General features: G+C 67.8%; 25 protein-coding genes. 20 read left to right on the plus strand and 5 right to left on the minus strand.

Annotated elements, in window-relative coordinates:
- Positions 1–65: 65 nt before the first annotated feature.
- Positions 66–1,166, minus strand: coding sequence for a class II histone deacetylase (locus tag ACO2Q5_RS05850; RefSeq protein WP_423288865.1), 1,101 nt, complete (start codon positions 1,164–1,166; stop codon positions 66–68).
- Positions 1,167–1,230: 64 nt separating this feature from the next.
- Between ACO2Q5_RS05850 and ACO2Q5_RS05855 the strand changes: the two genes are divergently transcribed.
- On the plus strand, positions 1,231–1,482 hold the full coding sequence (locus ACO2Q5_RS05855) for a DUF167 domain-containing protein (RefSeq protein WP_423288867.1): 252 nt from the start codon (positions 1,231–1,233) through the stop codon (positions 1,480–1,482).
- Between the two features lie 77 nt (positions 1,483–1,559).
- Here the strand turns inward: ACO2Q5_RS05855 and ACO2Q5_RS05860 are convergent, their stop codons facing one another.
- Positions 1,560–1,802, minus strand: a complete 243-nt coding sequence (locus ACO2Q5_RS05860; protein WP_423288869.1) for a hypothetical protein — start codon at positions 1,800–1,802, stop codon at positions 1,560–1,562.
- 130 nt (positions 1,803–1,932) lie between these two features.
- Here ACO2Q5_RS05860 and ACO2Q5_RS05865 point away from each other — a divergent pair, with 130 nt between their 5' ends.
- The 4 genes from ACO2Q5_RS05865 (at position 1,933) to ACO2Q5_RS05880 (ending at position 3,785) form a co-directional block, all read left to right on the plus strand.
- Entirely contained in the window at positions 1,933–2,661 is a 729-nt protein-coding gene (locus ACO2Q5_RS05865) for a M48 family metallopeptidase (protein WP_423288871.1), read from the plus strand.
- 77 nt (positions 2,662–2,738) lie between these two features.
- A complete protein-coding gene (locus ACO2Q5_RS05870; RefSeq protein ID WP_423288873.1) occupies positions 2,739–2,990 on the plus strand; it encodes a DUF6455 family protein in 252 nt (83 codons plus the stop codon).
- A gap of 34 nt (positions 2,991–3,024) precedes the next feature.
- Positions 3,025–3,387 carry a YigZ family protein gene (locus ACO2Q5_RS05875; protein WP_423288875.1) on the plus strand — a complete coding sequence of 121 codons (363 nt, stop codon included), beginning with the start codon at positions 3,025–3,027 and terminating at the stop codon, positions 3,385–3,387.
- Between the two features lie 29 nt (positions 3,388–3,416).
- Positions 3,417–3,785 carry a diacylglycerol kinase gene (locus tag ACO2Q5_RS05880; protein WP_423288877.1) on the plus strand — a complete coding sequence of 123 codons (369 nt, stop codon included), beginning with the start codon at positions 3,417–3,419 and terminating at the stop codon, positions 3,783–3,785.
- Positions 3,786–3,791: 6 nt separating this feature from the next.
- On the opposite strand, the gene ACO2Q5_RS05885 is transcribed toward ACO2Q5_RS05880, so the two are convergent.
- Entirely contained in the window at positions 3,792–4,169 is a 378-nt protein-coding gene (locus ACO2Q5_RS05885; RefSeq protein ID WP_423288879.1) for a hypothetical protein, read from the minus strand.
- Between the two features lie 498 nt (positions 4,170–4,667).
- Here ACO2Q5_RS05885 and ACO2Q5_RS05890 point away from each other — a divergent pair, with 498 nt between their 5' ends.
- From ACO2Q5_RS05890 to ACO2Q5_RS05920, 7 genes are all read left to right on the plus strand, one after another.
- Entirely contained in the window at positions 4,668–5,045 is a 378-nt protein-coding gene (locus ACO2Q5_RS05890) for a PRC-barrel domain-containing protein (protein WP_423288881.1), read from the plus strand.
- Between the two features lie 250 nt (positions 5,046–5,295).
- Positions 5,296–6,498 (plus strand): bifunctional phosphopantothenoylcysteine decarboxylase/phosphopantothenate--cysteine ligase CoaBC, encoded by a 1,203-nt coding sequence (coaBC, locus tag ACO2Q5_RS05895; protein WP_423288883.1) that lies wholly within the window; start codon positions 5,296–5,298, stop codon positions 6,496–6,498.
- Positions 6,495–6,962, plus strand: a complete 468-nt coding sequence (dut, locus tag ACO2Q5_RS05900; RefSeq protein ID WP_423288885.1) for a dUTP diphosphatase — start codon at positions 6,495–6,497, stop codon at positions 6,960–6,962. The genes coaBC and dut overlap by 4 nt, the downstream gene beginning before the upstream one ends.
- A 10-nt stretch (positions 6,963–6,972) precedes the next feature.
- Positions 6,973–8,013 (plus strand): molybdopterin-synthase adenylyltransferase MoeB, encoded by a 1,041-nt coding sequence (gene moeB, locus ACO2Q5_RS05905; protein ID WP_423288887.1) that lies wholly within the window; start codon positions 6,973–6,975, stop codon positions 8,011–8,013.
- Positions 8,014–8,207: 194 nt separating this feature from the next.
- Positions 8,208–8,996 carry a transporter substrate-binding domain-containing protein gene (locus ACO2Q5_RS05910; protein WP_423288889.1) on the plus strand — a complete coding sequence of 263 codons (789 nt, stop codon included), beginning with the start codon at positions 8,208–8,210 and terminating at the stop codon, positions 8,994–8,996.
- A gap of 31 nt (positions 8,997–9,027) precedes the next feature.
- Positions 9,028–9,831 (plus strand): amino acid ABC transporter permease, encoded by an 804-nt coding sequence (locus ACO2Q5_RS05915; protein WP_423288891.1) that lies wholly within the window; start codon positions 9,028–9,030, stop codon positions 9,829–9,831.
- 80 nt (positions 9,832–9,911) lie between these two features.
- A complete protein-coding gene (locus tag ACO2Q5_RS05920; RefSeq protein WP_423288893.1) occupies positions 9,912–11,924 on the plus strand; it encodes a M3 family metallopeptidase in 2,013 nt (670 codons plus the stop codon).
- A gap of 175 nt (positions 11,925–12,099) precedes the next feature.
- Here the strand turns inward: ACO2Q5_RS05920 and ACO2Q5_RS05925 are convergent, their stop codons facing one another.
- Positions 12,100–13,059 carry a GlxA family transcriptional regulator gene (locus tag ACO2Q5_RS05925; RefSeq protein WP_423288895.1) on the minus strand — a complete coding sequence of 320 codons (960 nt, stop codon included), beginning with the start codon at positions 13,057–13,059 and terminating at the stop codon, positions 12,100–12,102.
- 70 nt (positions 13,060–13,129) lie between these two features.
- On the opposite strand from ACO2Q5_RS05925, the gene ACO2Q5_RS05930 reads away from it, so the two are divergent.
- From ACO2Q5_RS05930 to ACO2Q5_RS05965, 8 genes are all read left to right on the plus strand, one after another.
- A complete protein-coding gene (locus ACO2Q5_RS05930) occupies positions 13,130–14,044 on the plus strand; it encodes a 3-keto-5-aminohexanoate cleavage protein (protein ID WP_423288897.1) in 915 nt (304 codons plus the stop codon).
- A 134-nt stretch (positions 14,045–14,178) separates the two neighbouring features.
- Complete coding sequence (locus ACO2Q5_RS05935; protein WP_423288899.1) at positions 14,179–15,645, plus strand: carnitine 3-dehydrogenase; 1,467 nt, start codon at positions 14,179–14,181, stop codon at positions 15,643–15,645.
- Positions 15,646–15,648: 3 nt separating this feature from the next.
- Complete coding sequence (locus ACO2Q5_RS05940; protein WP_423288901.1) at positions 15,649–16,812, plus strand: acyl-CoA dehydrogenase family protein; 1,164 nt, start codon at positions 15,649–15,651, stop codon at positions 16,810–16,812.
- A complete protein-coding gene (locus ACO2Q5_RS05945) occupies positions 16,812–17,105 on the plus strand; it encodes a SelT/SelW/SelH family protein (protein WP_423289252.1) in 294 nt (97 codons plus the stop codon). Before ACO2Q5_RS05940 ends, ACO2Q5_RS05945 begins: the two co-directional genes overlap by 1 nt.
- Before the next feature lie 270 nt (positions 17,106–17,375).
- Positions 17,376–19,367, plus strand: coding sequence for an acetate--CoA ligase family protein (locus tag ACO2Q5_RS05950; protein ID WP_423288903.1), 1,992 nt, complete (start codon positions 17,376–17,378; stop codon positions 19,365–19,367).
- Between the two features lies 1 nt (position 19,368).
- The gene (locus ACO2Q5_RS05955; RefSeq protein ID WP_423288905.1) at positions 19,369–20,166 is read left to right on the plus strand and encodes a carnitinyl-CoA dehydratase; all 798 of its coding nucleotides are present in this window, start codon (positions 19,369–19,371) and stop codon (positions 20,164–20,166) included.
- Between the two features lie 224 nt (positions 20,167–20,390).
- Positions 20,391–20,858 carry an OsmC family protein gene (locus tag ACO2Q5_RS05960; protein ID WP_423288907.1) on the plus strand — a complete coding sequence of 156 codons (468 nt, stop codon included), beginning with the start codon at positions 20,391–20,393 and terminating at the stop codon, positions 20,856–20,858.
- An 87-nt stretch (positions 20,859–20,945) separates the two neighbouring features.
- Entirely contained in the window at positions 20,946–22,565 is a 1,620-nt protein-coding gene (locus ACO2Q5_RS05965; protein WP_423288909.1) for a GMC family oxidoreductase, read from the plus strand.
- A 198-nt stretch (positions 22,566–22,763) separates the two neighbouring features.
- Here the strand turns inward: ACO2Q5_RS05965 and betC are convergent, their stop codons facing one another.
- Positions 22,764–24,278, minus strand: coding sequence for a choline-sulfatase (gene betC, locus ACO2Q5_RS05970; RefSeq protein ID WP_423288911.1), 1,515 nt, complete (start codon positions 24,276–24,278; stop codon positions 22,764–22,766).
- Positions 24,279–24,365 lie beyond the last annotated feature (87 nt).

Below are 24,365 nucleotides of genomic sequence, written 5' to 3' on the forward strand. Positions count from 1 at the left end.
GCGGATGCCTCCGGCGGGAATATTTGGGCCAGTATGAAAGGGCTTTGGGACGGAATGCGCGGGGGTCAGAGCCCGTGCAGCGCGGCGATCTCGTCGATCCAGCCGCGGGCGAAGGCGTCGAACCGGGCCGAAGGCTGGCGTTTCTCCAGCGTCGTGGCCAGCGGGTCGGGCGCGCGGATGGGGCTGCCGGACAGTTCCTCGATCACCGCATGGCCGCAGAAGGGGACGTGGACTTCGGAATAGCCGCCTTCGTGGACAAGGACGAGGCGGCCCTGACACAGGGTTTCGGCGGCGGCTTTGATCCGGGCGGTCATCTGGCGGAAGGTTTCCGCCGTGCAGAACATCCGGCCCAGAGGATCGACGCCCGAAGCATCGTAGCCGCAGGCCACCACGATCACCTCTGGCACGAAGGCGTGAAGCGCGGGCAGCACGATCCGGTCGAAGGCATGCAGATAACCGGTGTGGCCAAGGCCGGGCGGCAGCGGCACGTTCAGGTTGAAGCCGAGGCCCGCGCCGCGGCCGCGGTCTTCGGCATCACCGGTGTCGAGGGGGTAGTTCCGCTCCTGATGCAGGCTGATGGTCAGGACGGAAGGGTCTTCGTAGAACAAAGCCTCGGTCCCGTTGCCGTGGTGCACGTCCCAGTCCACCACGGCGATGCGGCGGGCGAGACCTTCGGCCTGCATGGCGCGGATGGCGATGCCGATGTTGTTCAGGAGGCAGAACCCGTTTGGCCAGTCGGGAAGGCAATGGTGGCCCGGCGGGCGCGAGAGGGAATAGGCATTCCGGACATCGCCGGTCAGGACGGCACGCAGGGCGGCGGAGGCAAGACCCGCCGACAGGGCGGCGATCTCGAACCCGCCTTTGCCAAAGGGGGTGCGCAGGCCCAGTTCCCCGCCGCCCGCATCCGAGGCGGCCTTGAAGGCGAAGAGATAGCTTTCGGGATGGACGCGGGCCATCTCTTCCCAGGTCACCTCGGGTGCGGTGCGGACATCCAGCTCCCGCAGAAGGCCCGTCACCTCGAGCAGGTTTTTCAGCCTCCGCTTCGTCTCGGGGCTTTCGGGCAGGCCGCCACCGGGCTGGACCAGACCGCCCGCGGGCAGGGTGAAGGAATAGTTCCCGCCGCCATGCCAGAAGCAGCGTTCGTCGGTGAAAAAGGCGGTGGTCATCGGCGTTCTCCGGGGGCTTGCGGGCATGGTGGCGGCGGGGCAGGGTGGCCGCAAGGGGAAAGAGATGACGCTGCCTGACCTGTCCAGCCTTGCCCTGCCGGGGGCCGAGATCGCCGTGCGGGTGACGCCGAACGCCCGCCGCGCCGGGATCGAAGCCGGGCCGCCCCTGCGCATCAGCGTGACCGTGGTGCCCGAGGACGGCCGGGCCACCGCCGCCGCGCAGGAGATGCTGGCCCGCGCCATGGGGGTGGCGAAATCGCGGCTGACCCTGATCCGCGGGGCGAAATCGCGCGACAAGCTGTTCCGGCTGGATTGACCGGAACGCAGGGCCGCAGATGCAGAGAACCGCCCCGCCGCTGTTGTGCCGGGCCCCGAGAGAAGGGCAGCGCGCGGTCAGCCCGGTTTGCGGGTGACGCGGTAGCTGCCCTCCGGCAGGTTCAGCGCCGCGGCCAGATCGGCCAGCTGTGCCGTGGACAGGGTCAGGCGGACGGTTTCGTCCGTCTCGGGATCGGTCTGTTCGACGGTGATGCAATCCTCGAAGGCGGTGATGATGACATCGCCCTGCAGGGGCAGGCCATCGCCTTCGTCGATCAGGGTGACGACCGTGGCGTCGAATTCGTGCTCGATGGTGAACATGCGGGCAGGCTAGCCCGTGGCAGCGCGGCGGGCAACGGTTTTGCGCCGATCCGGCGGGGCGGATGCCACAGAGGGCCTTTCCGCCGCCGATCAGGGTGGTAGGAATGGGGGAAAGAACAGGCATGATCCCATGACACCCATCCTCCGGACCCTGACCCGCCTGTGCGGGATTGCCGTGCTGTCGCTGACGGCGGGCTGCGTCATGACCGGGGGGCCGGGGGCCGGGCGGGTGTCCGGCGTCTATCCGCTGTCGGGCAAGCCGCTGCCGGCGGGCCTGCCACTGGTGACGGTGGCCGCGCGGATGGAGCCGGTGGCCGAATTCGCCTGCGCCGAGGCGCGGCCGCATGCGGTCTGCGATTTCGTCATCGCGGTGGATGACGACCCCTCGCAGCCGCCGAATGCGTTCCAGACCTTCGATTCCGACGGCCGGCCGGTGATCGTCTTCACCTGGGCGCTGCTGCAGGCGGCGCGCAATTCGGACGAGCTGGCCTTCGTTCTGGGGCATGAGGCGGCGCATCACATCGCGGGCCATATCGCCAAGCGCGAGGTCGAGGCGCGGGCGGGTGCGGTTCAGGCGGCGACGCTGGCGCGCACAGCCGGGATGACGGGCGCCGCAGTGCGCCGGGCGGCCGCGGCGGGCGCGCAGGTGGGGGCACAGCGCTATTCCATCGAATATGAGCTGGAGGCCGATGCCCTTGGCGCCCGGCTGGCCTGGGAGGCGGGGTTCGATCCGATGCGCGGTGCGGCCTTCTTCCTGCGGCTGCCCGATCCGATGGATCATGCCATGTCCAGCCATCCGCCGAATGCCGCGCGCCGCGCCGTGGTGCAGGCGGTGGTGGCCGAGCTGGAAGGCCGCTGACGGGCCTTGATCTGCGTCAAGGCGCCGCGCCATCCCCGCGCGCAGGCTGTCCCGGACGCAGCGGGCAGGAGGCGGCGATGTTCGGATTTTCTGAGGCACCGAAGGCATGGTGGCTGACGCGGGGCATGGCGCGACTGGCCGGGGTCAGCCTGCCGCAGGCGGTGGTGGACGGCTGGCTGACCCGGGCAGAGCTGGCCGTTCTGGTCGAGCGTTGCGCGGGTTGCGGGTCAGGCGCGCGCTGTGGCCGCTGGCTTGCGGCGGCCGGGGCGCAGGAAATGCCCGTCTTCTGCCCCAACCGCCCCGCGATCGAGGCTTTGGTCCCGCATTGATTGACCGCGGGGCCGTGGCGGGCCAGAAGGCCTTATGCTGCGAATCGAAGATGTCGTCCGTGACCGCGGGTCGCGCTATGCCGTTTCGGGCGGGCCGGTGCAGGGCCGCGCCGGAGTGTCGGCCTTTCTGGCCACGCTGAAGCGCGAGAAGAAATATGCCAAGGCCACCCATAACACCTGGGCGGCGGTCCTGTCGGACGGCGGTCCACAGAAGAATGATGATGGCGAATCCGGGGCTGCGGCCATCATCCTGAAGATGCTGGAGCGTGAGGGGCTGAACGATCACATCGTGGTGGTCACCCGCTGGTATGGCGGCACCCATCTGGGCGGCGACCGCTTTGCCCATGTGGTGACCTGCGTGCGGGCCTGGCTCGACGCATGGCGCAAGGGCGGCTAACCTCTTCCGCAGGGACGAGGAGAGACGCGATGCACTTCATCCGGGCCGAGGCGCGGCGGCTGGCCAATACCTGTATCTGGTCGTGGCAGGGCTGGCGGGCGGCCTGGGCCAGCGAGAAATCCCTGCGGCAATGGACGCTGGCCAATGTTTTGTCGGCCGCGCTGGCCTTCGCCTTGGATCTGACCCCGGGGGAGCGCGGGGTGATCCTCGGTCTTGGCCTGCTGGTGCTGGCGGCGGAACTTTTCAACACCGCCATCGAAGAGGTGGTGGATGTGCTGTTTCCCGGCCCCGATCCGCGGGCCAAGAAGGCCAAGGATTGCGGCAGCGCCGGGGTGGCGCTGGCCGCACTGGCCGCAGGTGCGGCCTGGGCCGTCATCCTGACCGGCCTTCTGGCCTGACGCGCCTCAGCGCGCGGCGCGCCAGAGGTTCGCCAGCCAGAAGATCGCGCTCAGCAGCACCATGCCCTCGGCCACCGGCATCACCGGGCCCACCGTCTCGGGCGGCAGGGTGCCTGACATAAGGAGGTAAAGCGCGACCAGCAGCACCAGCCCGCCGATCTGGTGCAGCCAGAACTGCGCCACCCCCAGCCAGCCTGCATTCAGCCCGGGGATCAGCCGGTAGGCCAGCCCGAAGATGGTCATCAGGGTGAAGCCCAGAAGGTTGATATGCGCATGGACCGGGGCCAGGGAATGGTCGCCCGAAGCGCCCATATGTCCGCCAAGGGCGATGCCGATCAGCAGGTAGACCGCGCCTGTCAGTAGGAATCCGCGCGAGATGTTCATGATGTGTGGTCCTGATTTTTGAATGTGCAGTGCCCTGTGCAGGGCGTGAAAGAGGTGGACCCGGCGTCCTGCGGAGCGCGCCGGTCTCTGGTCCGCGGGTCATGGCTCCCCTTGGCGGGGAACTGCGGGGGCCGTCCGGAAAGTCCTGTGAAACAAGGTCATTCTTCAAATACTCGGGCAGGCTGACCCCAGAGGGACAAGCGGGCTGGAGAATTTGTGCTCTGCGCCTTTGCCGGATTTGCGTCAAGATGCCGCAGCAGGGCTGGCGCAGGAAATCTGCGGGAAAGATGCGGAATTCCTGCCCCTGCGGCGCGTTCCGCGGTGGTTCGGGTGGCTTTCGCGGCGGGGGCGGGCCTTTCCGGGACCGGCGGCAGCCCGCCACCGTTCCGCGCCCGATCGGCGGCGTCCTGCCGGTGCTGCCCCATCTTTTGACCCGGGCGGAACGGATGGGCGTGTGGGGTGTTGTGTCCGTGTGACCTGTAACGAATGGAGGACGACATGCAGCACGAAGCCCAGATCCCCTATGACGCCGCCCGCGCCGCGACCACGGTTTCCAGCGCGGATGTGAACGGGACCGATGTCTACAGCCCCTCCGGCGATCATCTCGGCAAGATCGACCATCTGGTGATCGACAAGGTTTCGGGCCAGATCTCTTATGCTGTGATGAGCTTTGGCGGCTTCCTTGGCCTTGGGGCCAGCGAGCATCCGATCCCGTGGAAGAAGCTGCGCTATGACACCCGGCTTGGCGGTTATGTGACCGACATCACCAAGGATCAGCTGGAAGGCGCTCCGGTCCGCCCGGATGACTGGCGCGGGAACCGCGACTACGAACGCCGTGCTTATGATTACTACGGCATTCCGCCCTACTGGCTGTAACGCCTGACCTTTTCGTTCTGTCTGCATCCCGGGGATGTCAAGGTCGCCCGCCGCAGACAGAGCGGGCCCCGGCGCCACCCGCGCCGGGGCCTACGATGGCAGACCGTCCGCTTCGGGCCGCCCCTCATGGCCCTCGGCGGGCGGTCTCTCGCTTTTCACATCCCGTCTATGGTTCGTTTGCGCGATCGCGCGGCCCCGGTTGAGTTTGCCGCGCCCCGCGCCTAGGGTCGCAACCTGAAAAGAGGGGCGGGTGGTGCGGGACAAGCGGATACTTCTGATCATCGGTGGCGGCATCGCAGCCTATAAAGCGCTGGACCTGGTCCGGCGGCTGAGGGAGCGCGGGGCGAAGGTGCGGGCGGTGATGACCGCGGCCGCGCAGCAGTTCGTCACGCCGCTGTCCGTCGGCGCGCTGACCGCGGATCATGTGTTCACCGATCTGTTCGACCGTCAGGATGAGCAGGACGTGGGCCATATCCGCCTTGCGCGCGAGGCGGACCTGATCGTCGTCGCCCCCGCCACGGCCGATCTGATGGCGAAACTGGCGCAGGGGCTGGCCGGGGACCTTGCCTCGGCCGTGCTGCTGGCCACCGACAAGCCGGTGCTGATGGCGCCTGCGATGAACCCGCGGATGTGGGCGCATCCGGCGACGCGGCGCAACCATGCGCAGCTCAAGGCCGATGGTGTGAGCTTCATTGGCCCCAACCGTGGCGAGATGGCCGAAAGTGGCGAGGCGGGCGAGGGCCGGATGGCCGAACCGCTGGAAATTGTCGCGGCGGTGGCGGCCCTTCTGGACGATGCGGCGAAGCCTTTGGCCGGAAAGCGGATTCTCGTCACCTCCGGTCCCACGCATGAACCGATCGACCCGGTGCGCTACATCGCCAACCGCTCCTCGGGCGCGCAGGGGACGGCGCTGGCCGCCGCCTTGCGCGATCTGGGGGCCAGCGTGGTCTTCGTGACCGGCCCGGCCAGCGTGCCACCGCCTTCGGGGGTAGAGGTGGTGCGGGTGGAAACCGCGCGCGAGATGCTGGCCGCCGTGCAGGCCGCGCTGCCCGCCGATGCGGCGGTGATGGCGGCGGCGGTGGCCGACTGGCGCGTTGCCAATCAGGGCGCGCAGAAGATGAAGAAAGACGGCTCCGGCCGGGCGCCCGCGCTGGAATTCGCCGAAAATCCCGACATCCTTGCCACCGTGTCCAAGGGCGACGCGCGCCCCCGGCTGGTGGTGGGGTTTGCGGCCGAGACCGAGACGGTGGTGGAGCATGCCACGGCGAAACGGCTGCGTAAGGGCTGCGACTGGATCGTCGCCAATGACGTATCGCCCGCCACGGGCATCATGGGCGGGGCCGAAAATGCGGTCACGCTGATTTCCGCCGCGGGGGCCGAGGTCTGGCCCCGCATGGCAAAGGATGAGGTCGCCCGACGGCTGGCCCAAAGAATAGCGGAGGCGCTGGCATGAGCGTGACAATCAGGGTTCTGCGCGAGGATTGGGCCGATCCCTCGGTGCCGCTGCCCGCCTATCAGACGGCAGGTGCCGCGGGGGCCGACCTCTGCGCCAACCTGCCGCCCGATCTGCGCGAGACGGGGCTGGTGCTGGCGCCGATGGCGCGGGCGATCTGCCCCACCGGACTGCGGGTGGAAATCCCCGACGGCTATGAGATGCAGGTCCGTCCGCGCTCCGGCCTTGCGACGAAGCACGGGGTGACGCTGCCCAACACGCCCGGCACGGTGGACAGCGACTATCGCGGCCCCTTGGGTGTGCCGCTGGTCAATCTGGGGGCGGAGCCTTTCGTGATCCGCCACGGCGACCGGGTGGCGCAGGCGGTGATCGCCCCGGTGATCCGCGCGACCTATGAGATCGTGGACGAGTTGGGCGATACGGCGCGCGGAACCGGCGGCTTCGGATCGACCGGGGTGCAATGAGCTCGGGGAAATGAACGGGCTTCTGGGCTTTGCCGTGATCTGGGGCCTTGGCCGCCGGTTCGGCTGGCCCGGGCGGGTTCTTCTGGCCGCGCTGGCGGGGTGGTGGCTGGTGCTGGTTGCGGCCACGGCGCCCGGCGGGCCGCTGCCCGGTCTGGGCGTGGCCTTGGGCGGCGAGTTCCGGCTGTGGGTGCTGGCCGGGCCGGTCGCGGCGCTGGTGCTGGCCTATAGTCATGGGCTGCGGCTGTTGCGCGCCCGCGCGCGGCCTGCCGCGGTGCCCGCCCCCGCGCCGCAGGGACCGTTCAGCCCGGCGGAGACCGAGCGTTATGCCCGCCACCTTCTCTTGCGCGACATCGGCGGGCCGGGGCAGCAGCGGCTGAAGGCGGCGCATGTCCTTGTGGTGGGGGCCGGGGGCTTGGGCGCGCCCGTGCTGATGTATCTGGCCGCCGCCGGGGTGGGGCGGATCACCGTCATCGACCCCGATGTGGTGGAGGTGTCGAACCTGCAGCGCCAGATCATCCATGCCGAGGACCGCCGCGGGCAGGCCAAGGTGCACTCTGCCACCACGGCGATGCGGGCGCTGAACCCGTTCGTGACGGTCGAGGCGGTGCAGGCCCGGCTGGACGAGGCAAATGGCCCCGCGCTGGTGGCATCGGCGGATCTGGTGCTGGACGGGACGGACAATTTCGACACCCGATATCTGGTGAACCGGCTGTGCGTCGCGGCGCGGGTGCCGCTGATCGCCGGCGCCATCACCCAGTGGGAGGGGCAGCTGTCGCTGTATGATCCCGCGCGCGGCGGGCCGTGCTACGACTGCGTCTTTCCGGTGCGCCCGGCGCCCGGGCTGGTGCCGACCTGTGCCGAGGCCGGGGTGGCCGCGCCGCTGCCCGGCGTTCTGGGCGCCATGATGGCGATGGAGGCGGTGAAGGAGATCACCGGCGCGGGGCAGGGGCTGCGTGGGCGGCTGCTGATCCACGACGCACTTTATGCGGAAACCCGGGTGGTCCGCACCCATGCCCGCACGGGCTGCCCGGTCTGCGGCGGCGCCGGGTAGACGCCCCGCCGCAGCCACGCCGTGCGGCCCACCCGCCCACCCCCGCCCGGCGGGCACGGCTTGCGCCGGAAGGACCTTCTCTGCCACCCGGGCCGGACGCGTGGTCTGTTCTCCCGGCGGGGGCCGGGGTCCCCTTGTCTCGGCCGCGGGCGGGCGGCATAGTCCGGGCACACCTCTGTGACAGGGAGCCCCCGATGAAACCGACTGCCGCCCTTGCCGGGCTGATGCTTGGCCTTTCCGCAACCGCCGCGCTGGCGCAGGACCTGCCCGATCTGGCGGGGCGCGAGGTGACGGTGGTGACCGAGAACGCCTATCCGCCCTTGCAGTTCATCGACAGCACCGGCGCGGCCATCGGCTGGGAATATGACGCCATGGCGGAAATCGCCAAGCGGCTGAACATCACCGTGAAATATGAGAATATCAGCTGGGATGCGATGATCCCCGCCGTCAGCGAAGGCCAGTTCGACCTTGGCATGACCGGCATCACCATCAAGGACGAACGCAAGGCGGCGGTGGATTTCTCGGCCCCCTATATGCGGTCCGAGATGCTGATGATCGTGCGCGGCGATGAGGCGCGGTTCACCGATGCGGCCAGCTTCGCGGCGATCCCTGATCTGCTGATCTCGGCCCAGCCCGGCACCTCGCCCTTCTATGCCGCGGTCTACAACATTCTGGACGGCAACGAAGAAAATTCGCGGATCATCAAATTCGAGACCTTCGGCGCCGGGCTGGAGGCGCTGAAGGCGGGGGATGTGGACCTGACCCTGTCGGATTCGACCGCGGCCAACGGCTATGTCGCGGCGTCGGACGGCGGGCTGAAGATCATTGGCGAGCCGCTGGCCTCGGAAGATTTCGGCTTCATCTTCCCCAAAGGCTCTGACCTCGTGGCGCCGGTCGATGCGGCGATTGCCAGCATGGCGGCCGATGGCACGCTGGAGGCGCTGAACAAGAAGTGGTTCCTCGACTACAAGTTCGGCGAGTGATCCGCGCGCAGGCGGGCTGCGGGGCCGTCGAATGACCCCGCAGGCGGCGCCCGAGAAGGATTTTCCGTGGTGGCTGGTGATCCTTGCGCTGACCGGCCTGTGGCTGTTCTGGGAAATCCTGTCGGACCCGGACTACACCGCCGCGCTGCGGACGCTGTCCAAGGGCATCTGGGTCACCATCGGCGTCGCGGTGGTGGCGTATCTGGGCGCCTGCCTCATCGGGCTGGGGCTGGCGGTGATGGGCCTGTCGCGCCGTATCGTGCTGCGGCAGGTGGCCCGGCTGTATATCGAGGTGATGCGCGGCGTTCCGATCATCGTGCTGCTCCTCTATGTGTCTTTCGCGCTGACGCCCTTGGTGGTGTCGGGGATCGGCTGGCTGATGGCGCAGGCGGGGCTGGAGCCTGTGCGGACCCGCGACGTTCCTCTGCTGGCGCGGGCAGTGATCGCGCTGATGCTGGCCTATTCGGCCTTTCTGGCGGAAATCTTCCGCGCGGGGCTTCAGGCCGTGGACAAGGGACAGGTGGAGGCTGCGCAGGCCCTTGGCCTGACCGGCTGGATGCGGTTCCGCCACATTGTCTTTCCGCAGGCCTTCCGCATGATCCTGCCGCCCTTGGGCAATGATTTCGTGGCCATGGTCAAGGACAGCTCGCTGGTGGCGGTGCTGGGGATCACCGATATCGCCCAACTGGCCAAGGTGACGGCGGCGTCGAACTTCCGCTATTTCGAGACCTATAACGTGGCGGCGCTGCTTTATCTGGTGATGACGGTGACGCTGTCGGTCCTCTTGCGGCGGTTCGAGCAGCGGATGCGGATGCGCGGACGGGAGGCCGGGTAGGGGGCGCTGCCCCCTCGGGCCCTTGCGGGCCCTCTCCCCCGGGATATTTATGAACAGATGAATGGGCTTTGGCAGGAGTGGTGATGAACGTTTTGCTGGAAAACTGGGACACGCCCTTCGGCCTGCCGCCGTTCGACAAGGTGCGGGATGAGGATTTCGGCCCGGCGTTCGATGCGGCGCTGGCGCTGGCGCGCGACCGGATCGCGGCGATTGCCGGGGGTCCGGCCACGGATTTTGCCGGTGTGATCGAGGCGCTGGAACTGGCCGAGGGCGAATTGGACCGGGTGTCGGGCCTGTTCTACAATCTGGCGGGTGCGGATTCGAACCCCGCGCGTGAGGCGCTGATGCGCGATCTGGCGCCGAAGCTGAGCGCGTTTTCCAGCGAGATCACCAACAACAAGGCGCTGTTCTCCAAGATCGAGGCGCTGTGGCAGGGCCGCGCCGCGTTGGAACTGAGTGCTGAACAATTGCGCGTGCTGGAGCTTTACCGGCGGATGTTCGTGCGTTCCGGCGCCGCGCTGGACGGGGCAGCGGCTGACCGGCTGACGGCGGTCAAGGCGCGGCTGGCGGTTCTGGGCACGCAGTTCGGCCAGAACCTGCTGGCGGATGAGCGGGACTGGTTCATGGAACTGGCCGAGGGCGATCTGGAAGGCCTGCCGGGCTTCGTGGTGGATGCCGCCCGCGCGGCAGGGCAGGAGCAGGGGCTTGGCGCCGTGGTCACGCTGAACCGCAGCCTGATCGTGCCCTTCCTGCAATTCTCGCCGCGCCGTGCACTGCGGCAGAAGGCCTATGAGGCTTGGGTCGCACGGGGGGCGAATGGCGGAGCCACCGACAACCGCGGCATTGCGGCGGAAATCCTGAAACTGCGCGAGGAACGGGCACATCTCCTCGGCTATGCGGATTTCGCGGCGTTCAAGCTGGAACCGGAAATGGCCAAGACACCGCAGGCGGTGCGCGACCTGCTGATGCGGGTCTGGGAGCCGGCCCGCGCCAAGGCCAATGCCGATGCCGCGGTGCTGGAGACGATGCTGCGCGCCGACGGGATCGCCGGGCCGCTGGAGGCCTGGGATTGGCGCTATTACAGTGAGAAACGGCGGAAGGCGGAGCATGACCTCGATGAGGCGGTGCTGAAGCCCTATCTGTCGCTGAATGCCATGCTGGGCGCGATGTTCGATTGCGCGACCCGTCTTTTCGGGTTGGAATTCCGCGAGATCGACGGACCCTTCTACCACCCCGATGTGCGGGGCTGGGAGGTGACACGGGGCGGCCGGCACATCGCCGTCTTCCTTGGCGATTATTTCGCGCGATCGTCGAAACGGTCCGGCGCATGGTGCAGCGCGATGCGCAGCCAGCGCAAGCTGGGCGGCGACGTGCGGCCCGTCGTGGTGAATGTCTGCAACTTCGCCAAGGGCGAGCCGGCCCTGCTGTCCTATGACGATGCGCGGACGTTGTTCCACGAATTCGGCCATGCTTTGCATCAGATGCTGTCCGATGTGACCTATGGCTTCATCTCCGGCACCTCCGTGGCGCGGGATTTCGTGGAACTGCCCAGCCAGCTTTATGAACACTGGCTGGAGGTGCCCGCCGTGCTGGAGGCGCATGCCCGCCACTGGCAGACCGGAGAGCCGATGCCCGCGGACCTGCTGAAGCGCCTTCTGGCCGCGGGAACCTATGATCAGGGCTTTGCCACGGTGGAATTCGTGGCTTCCGCTCTGGTGGATCTGGAGTTCCACAACGGCCCCGCCCCCGCCGGTCCGATGCAGAAACAGGCCGAGGTGCTGGAGGCTTTGGGCATGCCGCGCGCGATCCGCATGCGCCACGCCACGCCGCATTTCGCCCATGTCTTCAGCGGAGACGGCTATTCCTCGGGTTATTACAGCTACATGTGGTCCGAGGTTATGGATGCCGACGCCTTTGCGGCATTCGAGGAAACCGGCGATGCCTTCGACCCCGCCACCGCGAAGAGGCTGGAAACCTTCATCCTCTCCGCCGGTGGCTCGCAGGAGGCCGAGGCGCTCTATCTTCAGTTCCGCGGCAAGATGCCGGGGGTGGAGGCGCTGCTGAAAGGGCGGGGCCTGCTGGAACCGGCGTAAGGGGCGCTGCCCCTCGCGCTGGCGCGCTCACCCCGGGATACTTGTGCAAACTGGAAAGGGCTTTCCACTTTGTGCAAATATCCTCGCCGAAGGCAAACCTGAGGAGGAGCGCGAAAGCGCGACGACGAGGCAAAAGCAATGCGGCGCAAGCCGCGCCTTGAGGTTACCGGCGAGATCACCGCCGTAACCGGCCGGGCGGGTGGCCGAAAGTCTTGGCGAAGGCCCGGCTCAGCGTGGCGGGGCCGGAAAATCCCGTGCGCAGTGCCACTTCCGCCAAAGGGTGGCGCGTGTCGGTCAGCATCCGCCGCGCAGCCTGCAGCCGCAGGCTCAGCGCATAGGCGCCTGGGGTGGTGCCAAGGGTCTGGCGGAAGAGCGTCTCCAGCCGTCGCGGCGACAGGCCCACGGCGGCGGCGGTCTCCGTCACCGCTTCGGGCGTGTCGATCCGCGCTTCCATCCGGGCGGCGGCGGCGGCCACGCGCGGATCCAGCCCTGGCGCGGGGCGCTGGGCCACCTGCGGCTCGGCCCCCGGGCGGGCGACGGTCAGGAAGCTGTTGGCCACCTGCCGCGCGAGCGGGCCGCCGTGGCGCGCGCCGATCAGATGCAGCATGAAATCCGCCGCCGGGGCCGCGCCGCCGATGGTTACGCGGTTGCGGTCGATGACCCAGCGGTCGGGCACCACCTCGACCTCGGGGTGGGCGGCGGCCAGATCCTCCAGATCCTCCCAATGCACGGTCGCGCGGTGGCCGTCCAGCAGCCCCGCCCGCGCCATGACCCATGGTCCGGCGTCGATCCCGCCCACCAGCGCGAAGCGCGGCGCGATCCGGCGTAGTTCCCGCATCAGCGGGCGGGTCGCCACCTCGGCCAGCCGGTAGCCCGCAATGATCATCAGCACCTCATTGCCCACGGCATCGGCCATCGTGCCGGTGGCGGGCAGCGACAGGCCGCAGGTCAGCGGCACCGGCGCCCCGTCGGGCGAGACGACGCGCCAGCGGAACGCCTCGCGCCCCAGCTGGCGGTTCGCATTGCGCAACGGGTCCAGCGCCGAGGCGACCTCAAGGATGGACGCCTGTGGCAGCACCAGAAGCGACAGGCCGAGGGGAGCGGTGGCCGGAGCGAAGATTGCCTTTTCCGTCATGCGAATTTCGTAAATCGCAAAGCCGCGCCGTGCAAGACCGCTAGTCTGGCGGCAGAGAAGGAGTGAGCCCATGCCGCTGACCATGAACCGCGAGGTTTTCATCACCTGTGCCGTGACCGGATCGGGCGGGACGCAGGACCGCAGCCCGCATGTGCCGCGCAGCCCGGCCCAGATCGCCGAAAGCGCCATCGCCGCGGCCAAGGCCGGGGCGGCGGTGGTCCACTGCCATGTGCGTGATCCCGAGACGGGCAAGCCCGCGCGTGACCCGGCGCTGTATCGCGAGGTGACAGAGCGCATCCGCGACAGCGACACCGATGTCGTCCTGAACCTGACCGCAGGTATGGGCGGCGATATCTATTTCGAGGGCACCGAGGATATGGGCCGCCTTGGCCGGCGCAGCGATATGGCGGGCGCGGCCGAACGGGTGGCCCATGTGGTGGAATGCCGCCCCGAGATTTGCACGCTGGACTGCGGCACGATGAATTTCAACGAGGCCGATTATGTGATGGTCAACACCCCCGGCATGCTGCGGGACATGGCGAAGCGGATGACGGCAGCGGGAGTGCGGATCGAGATCGAGGCTTTTGACACCGGCCATCTGTGGCTGGCAAAGGCGCTGGTGGACGAGGGCGTGATCCCCGATCCGGTGCTGGTGCAGCTGTGCATGGGCGTGCCGTGGGGCGCCCCGGACGATCTGAACACCTATCTGGCGATGGTGAACAACGTGCCGAAGGGCTGGCACTGGTCGGCCTTTGCGCTTGGCCGCCATCAGATGCCCTATGTCGCGGCGGCGGTGATCGCGGGCGGCAATGTGCGGGTCGGGCTGGAGGATAACCTCTGGCTGGACAAGGGCGTGCTGGCCACCAATGCGCAGCTGGTGGAGCGTGCGGCGACGATCATCGAAAACCTGGGCGCGCGGGTCATCACCCCGGCCGAGGTCCGCGCCCGGCTGAAGCTGGAAAAGCGCGCGCCGGTGGCGAAGTAGCCCCTATCCCTCCCCCATAAAGGGGAGGGAAGCGCCCGGCTGGCCGGGGCGCGCATCTGTGATGAGACGAGCGCCTCCCTCCCCCCTTTGTGGGGGAGGGATGGGGTGGGGGGATCCCCGGGGAAGGAAAAGACATGACACGGAAAGCGGCAATCATTGGCGGCGGGGTGATCGGCGGGGGCTGGGCGGCGCGGTTCCTGCTGAACGGCTGGGATGTGGCGGTGTTCGATCCTGACCCCGAAGCCGAGCGCAAGATCACCGCGGTCATGGCCAATGCGCGGCTTGCGCTGCCCGCGCTGTCGGATGTGCCGATGCCGCCCGAGGGGGTGCTGACCTTCGCGGGCACCATGGCCGAGGCGGTGGAAGGCGCGGAATATGTGCAGGAATCCGTCAGCGAGCGGATCGAGCTGAAGCACAAGGTCTATGCCCAGTTGCAGCAGGCCAATCCGGGCGTGCTGATCGGCTCCTCCACCAGCGGCTTTACCGCGACGGATCTGCAGAAGGGCAGCCCGGCGCCGCAGAACATCATCGTCGCGCACCCGTTCAACCCGGTCTATCTGCTGCCCTTGTCCGAGGTTTCGGGCAGCCCGGCCAACCCGCCCGAGGTGGTCGAAAAGACCGTGCAGATCATGAAGGACATCGGGATGTTCCCGCTGGTGATCCGCAAGGAGATCGACGCCTTCCTGGGCAACCGCTTCCTTGAGGCGGTCTGGCGTGAGGCTTTGTGGATGCTCAAGGACGGCGTCGCCACCACCGAAGAGATCGACGAGGCGATCCGCATGGGCTTTGGCCTGCGGTGGGGCCAGATGGGCCTGTTCGAGACCTATCGCATCGCGGGGGGCGAGGCGGGGATGCGGCATTTCATGGCTCAGTTCGGCCCGGCGCTGAAATGGCCCTGGACCAAGCTGATGGATGTGCCTGAGTTCAATGACGAACTGGTGGAGCTGGTCTCCAGCCAGTCCGACGCGCAGTCCGGCCAATATGGCATCCGCGAACTGGAACGCATCCGCGACCAGAACCTCGTGGGTTTCCTGCGGGTGCTGAAAGAACGCGACTGGGGCGCGGGCAAGGTGCTGCGGGAACATGATGCCGCGCGCGCCGCGGCCTTCCATGCCCAGACCGACTCTGCGCCCAAGAGCGAACCGCTTGTGATGGCGCATATGCAGGTGTTGCCGGGCTGGATCGACTACAACGGCCACATGACCGAAAGCCGCTACTACTTCGCCAATTCCGAGACGATCGATGCCTTCCTCCGGCTGATCGGGGCGGGGATGGATTACGTCGCGGCGGGCCACAGCTACTATTCCGCCGAAACCCATATCCGCCATCTGGGCGAGGCCAAGCTGGGCGACCGGCTGACCGGCACGCTGCAGATCCTCAGCGCGGATGAGAAACGCTTCCGCTCCTTCGTGCGGGTGATGAAGGGGGACAGCTGCGTCGCCACCATCGAACAGCTGTGCCTGCATGTGGATATGGCCGCGGGCAAGACCGTCCCCGCCGCCCCGGAGGTCTGGGAGAAGCTGCGCGCCGTGGCCGAGGCCCATGCCGCCCTGCCGCTGCCCGAAGGGGCGGGCCGGGCCATCGGCCAGAAGAAGGGCTAGGCGATGGACTTCGGCCTGACCGACGAACAGAAGATGATCGTCGAGACGACGCGCGCCTTCGTCGAGACCGAGCTTTACCCGCATGAGCAGGAGGTGGAGCGGACGGGCGTCCTGCGCGCCGACCTGCGGCGGGAGTTGCAGCAAAAGGCCATGGCCGCAGGGCTTTACGCCGCCAACATGCCCGCCGAACTGGGGGGCGCAGGCCTCGATACGCTGACTTGGCTGCTGTATGAAAAGGAACTGGGCCGGGCGAATTACGCGCTGCACTGGACCTGCGTCTGCCGCCCGTCCAACATCCTGCTGGCCTGCGAAGGCGAACAGCGCGACCGCTATCTGATGCCCGCCATCCGCGGCGAACGCCACGATGCGCAGGCGATGACCGAGCCGGGCGCCGGATCGGACCTGCGCGGGATGAAGGCCTTCGCGCGGCAGGACGGCGGCGATTTCATCCTGAACGGCACGAAACATTTCATCAGCCATGCCGATGTGGCCGATTTCGTCATCGTCTGGGTGGCGACCGGCGAAGAGGCGACACCGCGCGGCCCGAAAAAGCGGATCACCGCCTTTCTGGTCGACAAGGGCACCCCCGGCTTCACCGTGCGCGAGGGCTACAGGAACGTCAGCCACCGCGGCTACAACAACTGCGTGCTGGAATTCGATGACTGCCGCCTGCCCGCAGCCCAAGTGCTGGGCGAGGTGCACAAGGGGTTTGAGGTGGCAGGCAAATGGCTGGGCGCCACCCGGCTTCAGGTCGCCTCCACCTGTCTGGGCCGGGCGGAACGCGCGCTGTCCCATGCGCTGTCCTATGCCGCCGAACGCAGGCAGTTCGGAAGCCAGATCGGCAAGTTCCAGGGTGTCAGCTTCAAGCTGGCCGATATGGCGACGGAGCTGAAGGCGGCCGAGCTTCTGACGCGCGAGGCCGCGTGGAAATACGATCAGGGCACGGTGACCGAAGGCGACATGGCCATGGCCAAGCTGAAGGCCACCGAGGTGCTGGCGATGATCGCGGATGAGGCGATCCAGATCCATGGCGGCATGGGGCTGATGGACGAACTGCCGCTGGAGCGCATCTGGCGCGACGCGCGGGTGGAACGGATCTGGGAGGGGACCTCGGAGATCCAGCGCCACATCATCAGCCGCGAGCTTCTGCGGCCTCTGGGGGCATGATGACGGGACCGGCGATCACCATCACCTATTGCACGCAATGCAACTGGATGCTCCGCGCCGCCTGGCTGGCACAGGAGCTGCTGCAGAGCTTCGGGCAGGATCTTGGGTCTGTCACGTTGGTGCCGGGGACCGGCGGGATCTTCGTCATCACCCTGGACGGCAGGCAGATCTGGGAGCGGAAGGCCGACGGCGGCTTCCCCGAGGCCAAGGTGCTGAAGCAGAAGGTGCGCGACATCCTCTGGCCCGAGAGGGACCTCGGCCACGTCGACCGCCCGCGCGAAGGTCCGGGCTGAACCGCCCCGCCGCACCGGCCGGGGGCGCTTCGCCCCCCGGACCCCCCGAGGATATTTATGAACAGATGAAAGATACGAAGTGTTAACCCTCTGCATCCATTCTGGTGAGGCCGAACAGGCGGGGACGCCGATGACGGTAACAGGTGAAGATTCCCTGCCTCGTTGGATCGGGGCAGGGCGTCTCTTCTATCATTCATCTGTTCAAAAATATCCCACGGGGGTCCGGGGGTGTGAAACCCCCGGTCCGCGGTCAAAGCAGGGCGCGGCGACATGACCCGTCTCGACCGCCTTCTCCGCCCGCGGCACATTGCGGTTCTGGGCGCTGGCTGGGCGCTCAACGTCATCGACCAATGCCGCAAGATGGGCTTTGCCGGGCCGGTCTGGCCGGTGCATCCGACCAAGGCCGAGATCGGCGGGCTTCGGGCCTATGCCAGTCTTGGGGACCTGCCGGAGCCGCCGGATGCTACCTTCATCGGGGTGAACCGTTTCGCCACGGTGGAGGTGGTGGCGGAGCTGGCCGCTATGGGCGCGGGCGGCGCGATCTGTTTTGCCTCCGGCTGGGAGGAGGCGGGTGCGCCCGAGTTGCAGGCGCAGCTGGTGGCGTCGGCGGGCGGGATGCCGATCCTCGGCCCGAACTGCTACGGGGTGATCAACTATCTGGACGCTGCGCTTTTGTGGCCGGACCAGCACGGCGGCGTTCGTGTGGACCGCGGGGTGGCGCTGTTGAGCCAGTCGTCCAACATCGTCATCAACATGGGGATGCAGGCCCGCGGCCTGCCGGTGGCCTATGTGGCCTGTCTGGGCAATGCCGCGGTGGTCGGGCTGGCGGAGCTGGCGGGCGCGTTGCTGGACGATCCGCGGGTCACCGCGCTTGGGCTATATATCGAGGGGATCGATGATGCCCCGGCCTTTGCCGCGCTGGCCGAGCGGGCGCGGGCCATGGGCAAGGGGATCGCGGCGATCAAATCCGGCAAGACCGAGCTGTCCCGCACCGCGGCGGCCTCGCATACGGCTTCGCTGGCGGGGAGTGGGGCGGCCTCGTCGGCCTTCCTGCGGCAGGTGGGCGTGGCGGAGGTCAATTCGCCCTCCGAGCTGATCGAGGCGCTGAAGATCCTGCATCTGCACGGGCCGGGATTGGGACCGCGGCTCTGTTCGCTGTCCTGTTCGGGCGGCGAGGCGGGGCTGGTCGCTGATCTGGCGGCACCCTACGGGTTGGATTTCCCGCCGGTGCCGCAATCCACGCATGACCGGCTGCGCGCGGTGCTGGGCGAGATCCCCGCCATCGCCAACCCGCTGGATTATCACACCTTCATCTGGGGAGACGGGCCGAAGACGACCGAGGTCTTCACCGCCATGCTGGAGGCCTATGACGCGGGTCTCTACATCATCGACACCCCGCGGGAGGACCGCTGCGATGCGTCGAGCTATCAGCCCGCGCTGGAGGCGATCGTGGCGGCGCGGCGGGCGACGGGGCGGCCTGCCTTCGCCTTGGCCTCGATGGCGGAGAACATGGGCGAGAGGCGGGCCGGGCAGTTGATGGCCGAGGGTGTGGTGCCGCTTCTGGGGCTGGAGAGCGGGCTGGCCGCGGTCCGTGCGGCACAGACCCCGGCCGGGGCCGAGGGCTGGCGGCCACTGGTGGCCCGGCCGGAGCGGGAGGCGCAGCTTCTGTCCGAGGCGGAGGGCAAGCGGCTGCTCGCGGCGGCCGGTCTGCCGGTGCCACGGGCGGTGGCGGGCCGGACGCTGGCCGGGGTGACCGCCGCCGCCGCCGGGCTCACGCCGCCCCTGGCGCTGAAGGGCCTTGGCTTTGCCCACAAGACCGAGGCGGGTGCCGTGCGGCTGGGCCTTGCCACGCTGGAGGGGCAGGCCGAGATGCCCGGCGCCACCGGCTATCTGGCCGAGGAAATGGTAACGGCTGTTGTCGCCGAATGCCTGTTGGGGCTGCGGCGCGATCCGGTCTATGGCCTGACGCTGACGCTGGGCATGGGCGGCGTCACGGCAGAGGTTCTGGCCGATACGGTCACGCTTGTCTGGCCCGTTTCGGAGGCAGAGGTCATCGCGGCCCTGCGTGGCCTGCGGCTCTGGCCGCTCTTGGACGGCTATCGCGGGCGGCCGCGGGCGGATGTGGCGGCGCTGGCGCGGATGGCGGTGCAGTTGGGTCAGCTGATGGCGGGCGACGACAGCCTTGAGGAAATCGAGATCAACCCGGTGCTGCTGCGCGAAACGGGCGCGGTGGCGGTGGATGCGCTGATACGGAGGGTGTGAGATGATGGAGATGCGGAGCGAAGGCCCGTTGAAGACCCGGCGCGAGGGGGCGATCCTTGAGGTGACGCTGGACGCCCCCAAGGCCAATGCCATCAGCCTGAAGACCAGCCGGGTGATGGGTCTGGTCTTCCGCGACTTCCGCGATGATGACAGTCTGCGGGTCTGCATCGTCCGCGCGGCGGGCGAGAAATTCTTCTGCCCGGGCTGGGACCTGAAGGCCGCGGCCGAGGGTGATGCGGTGGATGGCGATTATGGCGTGGGCGGTTTCGGCGGGCTGCAGGAGCTGCCCAATCTGAACAAGCCGGTCATCATGGCGGTGCAGGGCATCTGCTGCGGCGGCGGGCTGGAACTGGCGCTGTCGGGCGATATCATCATGGCCTCGTCCAAAGCGACCTTCGCTCTGCCGGAAATCCGCTCGGGCACGGTGGCGGATGCGGCTTCGATCAAGCTGCCAAAGCGCATCCCCTATCATGTCGCGATGGACCTCTTGCTGACGGGCCGCTGGTTCGATGCCGAAGAGGCGCTGCGGTGGGGCCTGATCAAGGAGATCTGCGCCCCGGAAGAGCTGATGGACAAGACCTGGGCGCTGGCGCGGCTTCTGGAAAGCGGCCCGCCTCTGGTCTATGCCGCGATCAAGGAAGTTGTCCGCGAGGCCGAGAATATGCGGTTCCAGGACGCGCTGAACCGGGTGACCAAACGGCAGATGCCCACGGTGGACCGGCTCTATTCCAGCGAGGACCAGCTGGAAGGCGCCCGCGCCTTTTCCGAGAAACGCGATCCGGTCTGGAAAGGGCGCTAGACCCCACCCGTCGCAAAGCGGAGCGGCTGCGCCGCAAGTCTTTTGCCTCGTCGTCGCGCTTGCGCGCTCCTCCTCTGGAGCACCTTCGGCGAGGATATTTGGACCAATGTGAAAGGGCTTTCATACTGGTCCAAATATCCCGGGGTGAGCGCGTCAGCGCGAGGGGCAGCGCCCCTTTCTTCGGATGGTGATCCGGTGCAGCCTGTCCGCAAAGGAGTGCTCTGATGACCAACGACTACACTTCGCGCATTGTCTGGACCGGCAACCGGGGGGAGGGGACGGCGCATTATCGCGCCTATGATCGGACTTGGGATATCGCCGTGCCGGGCAAGGCGCCGGTCCATTGTTCGAACGATCCGCTTTTGGGCGGCGATCCGGCGAAGATGAATCCCGAGGATCTGCTGCTGTCGGCGCTGTCGGCCTGCCATATGCTGTGGTTCCTGCATTATGCCTCGGAGGCGGGGATTGTGGTGCTGGGCTATGAGGACAGTCCGCTCGGCAAGGGGGAGGTCGGGCGCGGCGGGGCGGGACGGTTTGTCGAGGCGACCCTGCGTCCGGTCATCACCGTCAGGCGCGGTGCCGATCTGGCCTTGGCCGACGCGCTGCACCACCGGATTCCGGAGGTGTGTTTCATCGCCCGCTCGGTGGCGTTTCCGGTGCATCACGCGCCGCGCTATGTCGAGGTCGACTGATCCGGCGGCGACATTTCCTGTCGCATCCGGCGCAGGGCGCGGCGACCGGCGCGCCTAAGCTGGCCCAGCTTCGGGGGACGGCTGCGGATGGACGGCGAGATCGACTATATCATCGTGGGGGCGGGCAGCGCGGGTTGCGTGCTTGCCAACCGGCTGAGCGAGAGCGGCGGCCATCGGGTCGTGCTGCTGGAGGCCGGGGGCACGGACCGGCGGTTTTTCGTCCAGATGCCGCTGGGTTATGGGAAGCTGTTCTATAATCCCGCGGTGAACTGGATGTATCGGGCGGAGCCGGACCCGGGTCTTGCCGGGCAGGCCGACCATATTCCGCGCGGGCGGCTCTTGGGCGGGTCGTCCTCGATCAATGCCATGGTCTGGATCCGCGGCCACCGGCAGGATTACGACGACTGGCGCGCTGCGGGAAACATCGGCTGGGGCTGGGACGACGTGCTGCCCGCCTATCGCGCGATGGAGGACAACGAGGCGGGGGCGGACGCGTTCCGCGGCACCGGTGGACCGCTTTACATCAGCCGCAACCGCAAGGGGCTGCATTGGCTGGTCGAGGATTATATCGCCGCCTGCGGCGAGGCCGGGCTGGCCTATAACCCCGATTTCAACGGCGCTGAACAGGAGGGTGCCGGGACCTATCAGATGACCATCCGCGGCGCCCGCCGGAACTCGGCCGCGCGGGCCTTTCTGCGCCCGGCGATGCGGCGGCGGAACCTGCGGGTGGAGACCGGGGCGCAGGTGATGCGGGTTCTTCTGGAGGGACGACGCGCCGTGGGGGTGGAATACCGGCAGGGCGGCCAGACCCGCCTGCTGCGCTGCCGGGGCGAGGTGATCCTTTCGGGCGGCGCGATCAACTCCCCCCAGGTGCTGCAACTGTCCGGGATCGGGCCGGGCGCGCTGCTGCAGGGGCTGGGCCTGCCGGTGATGCAGGACAATCCGAATGTGGGCGACCATTACAGCGACCATCACGGCATCAACTACACCTGGGCGATGAAAGTGCCCACCTACAACAACATCCTGCGTCCCCTTTGGGGCAAGGCGCTGATGGGGCTGTGGTGGCTGGCTCTGGGCGGCGGGCCGCTGGCCAAGTCGATCAACCACGGCGGCGGGTTCTTCCGCACCCGGCCCGGTCTGCCGCGGCCGAACATGCAGCTGTATATGCAGGCCTTTTCCACCCTGCTGCCCCGCGCAGGCGAACGGCCGCTACTGACACCGGACCCATTTCCCGGCCTGTCGATCGGCCTGTCGAACTGCCGCCCCACCTCGCGCGGGCATGTGCGGATTGCCTCGCCCGATCCTTTCGCGCCGCCGCGGATCGTGGCAAATGCGTTTTCCACGCCCGAGGATGTGGCCGAGATGCTGGAGGCGGTGAAATTCCTGCGGGTGATCGCCGCGCAACCCAGCTTTGCCCGCTGGGTGGACCACGAACTGCGCCCGGGGCCGGAAGTGCAGGAGGATGAGGCGCTGATCGCGGATTTCCGGCAGCGGTCAGGCACGGTCTATCATCAGAGCTGCACCTGCCGGATGGGGCCGGATGCGGCCACTTCAGTCGTCGGGCCGGATTTGCGGGTGCACGGGATCGCCGGGTTGCGGGTGGCCGATGCCTCGGCCTTTCCGAACCTGATCGCGGGCAATACCAATGCGCCGTCGATGCTGATGGGCTGGATGGGGGCCGACCGCATCCTGTCCGACGCCCGCTGAGCGGAGCGGCTTGCGCCGCATTCCTCTTGTCTCGCCTCTGGCGCGTGCCGCGCCAACCGGCTCGGCGTTTTCGGATATTTGGACAAAGTGGAAAAGCCCATTCCACTTTGCCTAAATATCCCCGCGCGGAGCGCCCCTGAGGAGGAGCGCGTCCGCGCGACGACGAGGCAAAAGGAATGCGGCGCAAGCCGCTCCGCTTTATTCGCCGCGGGGGAAGCGTTTGCTTTCTTCCAGGATGTTCAGATCCATATGGTTGCGCATGTAGCGTTCGCTGGCGGCGCGCAGGGGCTGGTAATCCCAGGGGAAATAGGCGCCGTTGCGCAAAGCCTCATAGACGACCCACCGGCGAGCCTGGCTTTCGCGCACCTCGGCGTCATAGGCGGCAAGGTCCCATTTCGCCTCGGCCATGGCGCGGAAATGGGCCAGAACCTCCACCGCACGCGGGTCTTCGGCAAGGTTCTCGCGCTCGCCCGGATCGTTCGCCACGTCGAACAACAGGTCCGGGTCGGCGGCGCAGCGGATGTATTTCCACGCGCCCTGCCGTAGCCCGACGAGGGGCGTGATCGAGCCTTCGGCGGCATATTCCATCGGCACCGCGCCGCGGTCGGCCCCCGCCGCCACCGGCAGAAGGTTCATGCCATCGGTCCAGGGCGCCACCTCGCTGAGGTCGATCCCCGCCAGCGCGGCCAGCGTCGGCACCACGTCGATGGTCGAAACCGGTGTTTCCACCAGCCCCGGCGTCAGGCCCGGGGCGGCGATCATCAGCGGGACCCGGGCCGAGCCTTCGAAGAAGTTCATCTTAAACCACAGGCCCCGGTCGCCCAGCATGTCGCCGTGGTCCGAGACGAAGATCACGATCGCCTCCTGCCGGGTCGCCTCGACCACGTCGAGGATTTCGCCGATCTTGTCATCGACATAGGATATATTGGCGAAATAGCCCTGCCGCGCGCGGCGGATGTGGTCGGGCGTCACCTCCAGCCCGCGCCAGTCGCAGGCGTCCATCAGGCGCTGCGCATGCGGGTCCATTTCGTCATAGGGCAGGGCGGCGGGCGGTTCGCATTCGGGGGCGCCTTCGTAAAGGTCCCAGTATTTGCGGCGCGCGACATAGGGGTCATGCGGATGGGTGAAGCTGACGGTCAGGCACCACGGCCGGGCATCGGCGCCGCGGGACAGATCATAGATCTTCTGCACCGCCTGATGCGCGACGTCGTCGTCATATTCCAGCTGATTGGTGATCTCTGCCACGCCCGCGCCGGTGACGGAGCCGAGGTTGTGATACCACCAGTCGATCCGCTCGCCCGGTTTGCGATAGTCCGGGGTCCAGCCGAAATCGGCGGGGTAGATGTCGGTGGTCAGCCGTTCCTCGAAGCCGTGCAGCTGATCGGGGCCGACGAAATGCATCTTGCCCGACAGCGCGGTCTGATAGCCCGCCCGGCGCAGGTGGTGGGCATAGGTCGGGATGTCCGAGGTGAACTCGGCCGCATTGTCATAGACGCGGGTGCGGCGCGGCAGCTGGCCCGACATGAAGCTGGCGCGGGCAGGGGCGCAGAGCGGGCTGCCGGTATAGGCATGGGCGAAGCGCGCGGAATGTTGCGCCAGGCGGCGCAGATTCGGCGTGTGCAGAAAGGCCGCCGGACCGTCTGGAAACAGCGTTCCGTTCAGCTGGTCCACCATCAGGATCAGGATATTCGGTCTGTCGGACGGCGCATTCATGGGCAACTCCGGAGGCGGTTTGCCCATGGGTGGCGCGGGCTGCAGAACCGTGCAAGCGGCGTTTTGGGCCGGTGTCGCAAACGGCAG

The organism is Neotabrizicola sp. VNH66 (assembly GCF_049445895.1).
GTDB lineage: Bacteria > Pseudomonadota > Alphaproteobacteria > Rhodobacterales > Rhodobacteraceae > Pseudogemmobacter.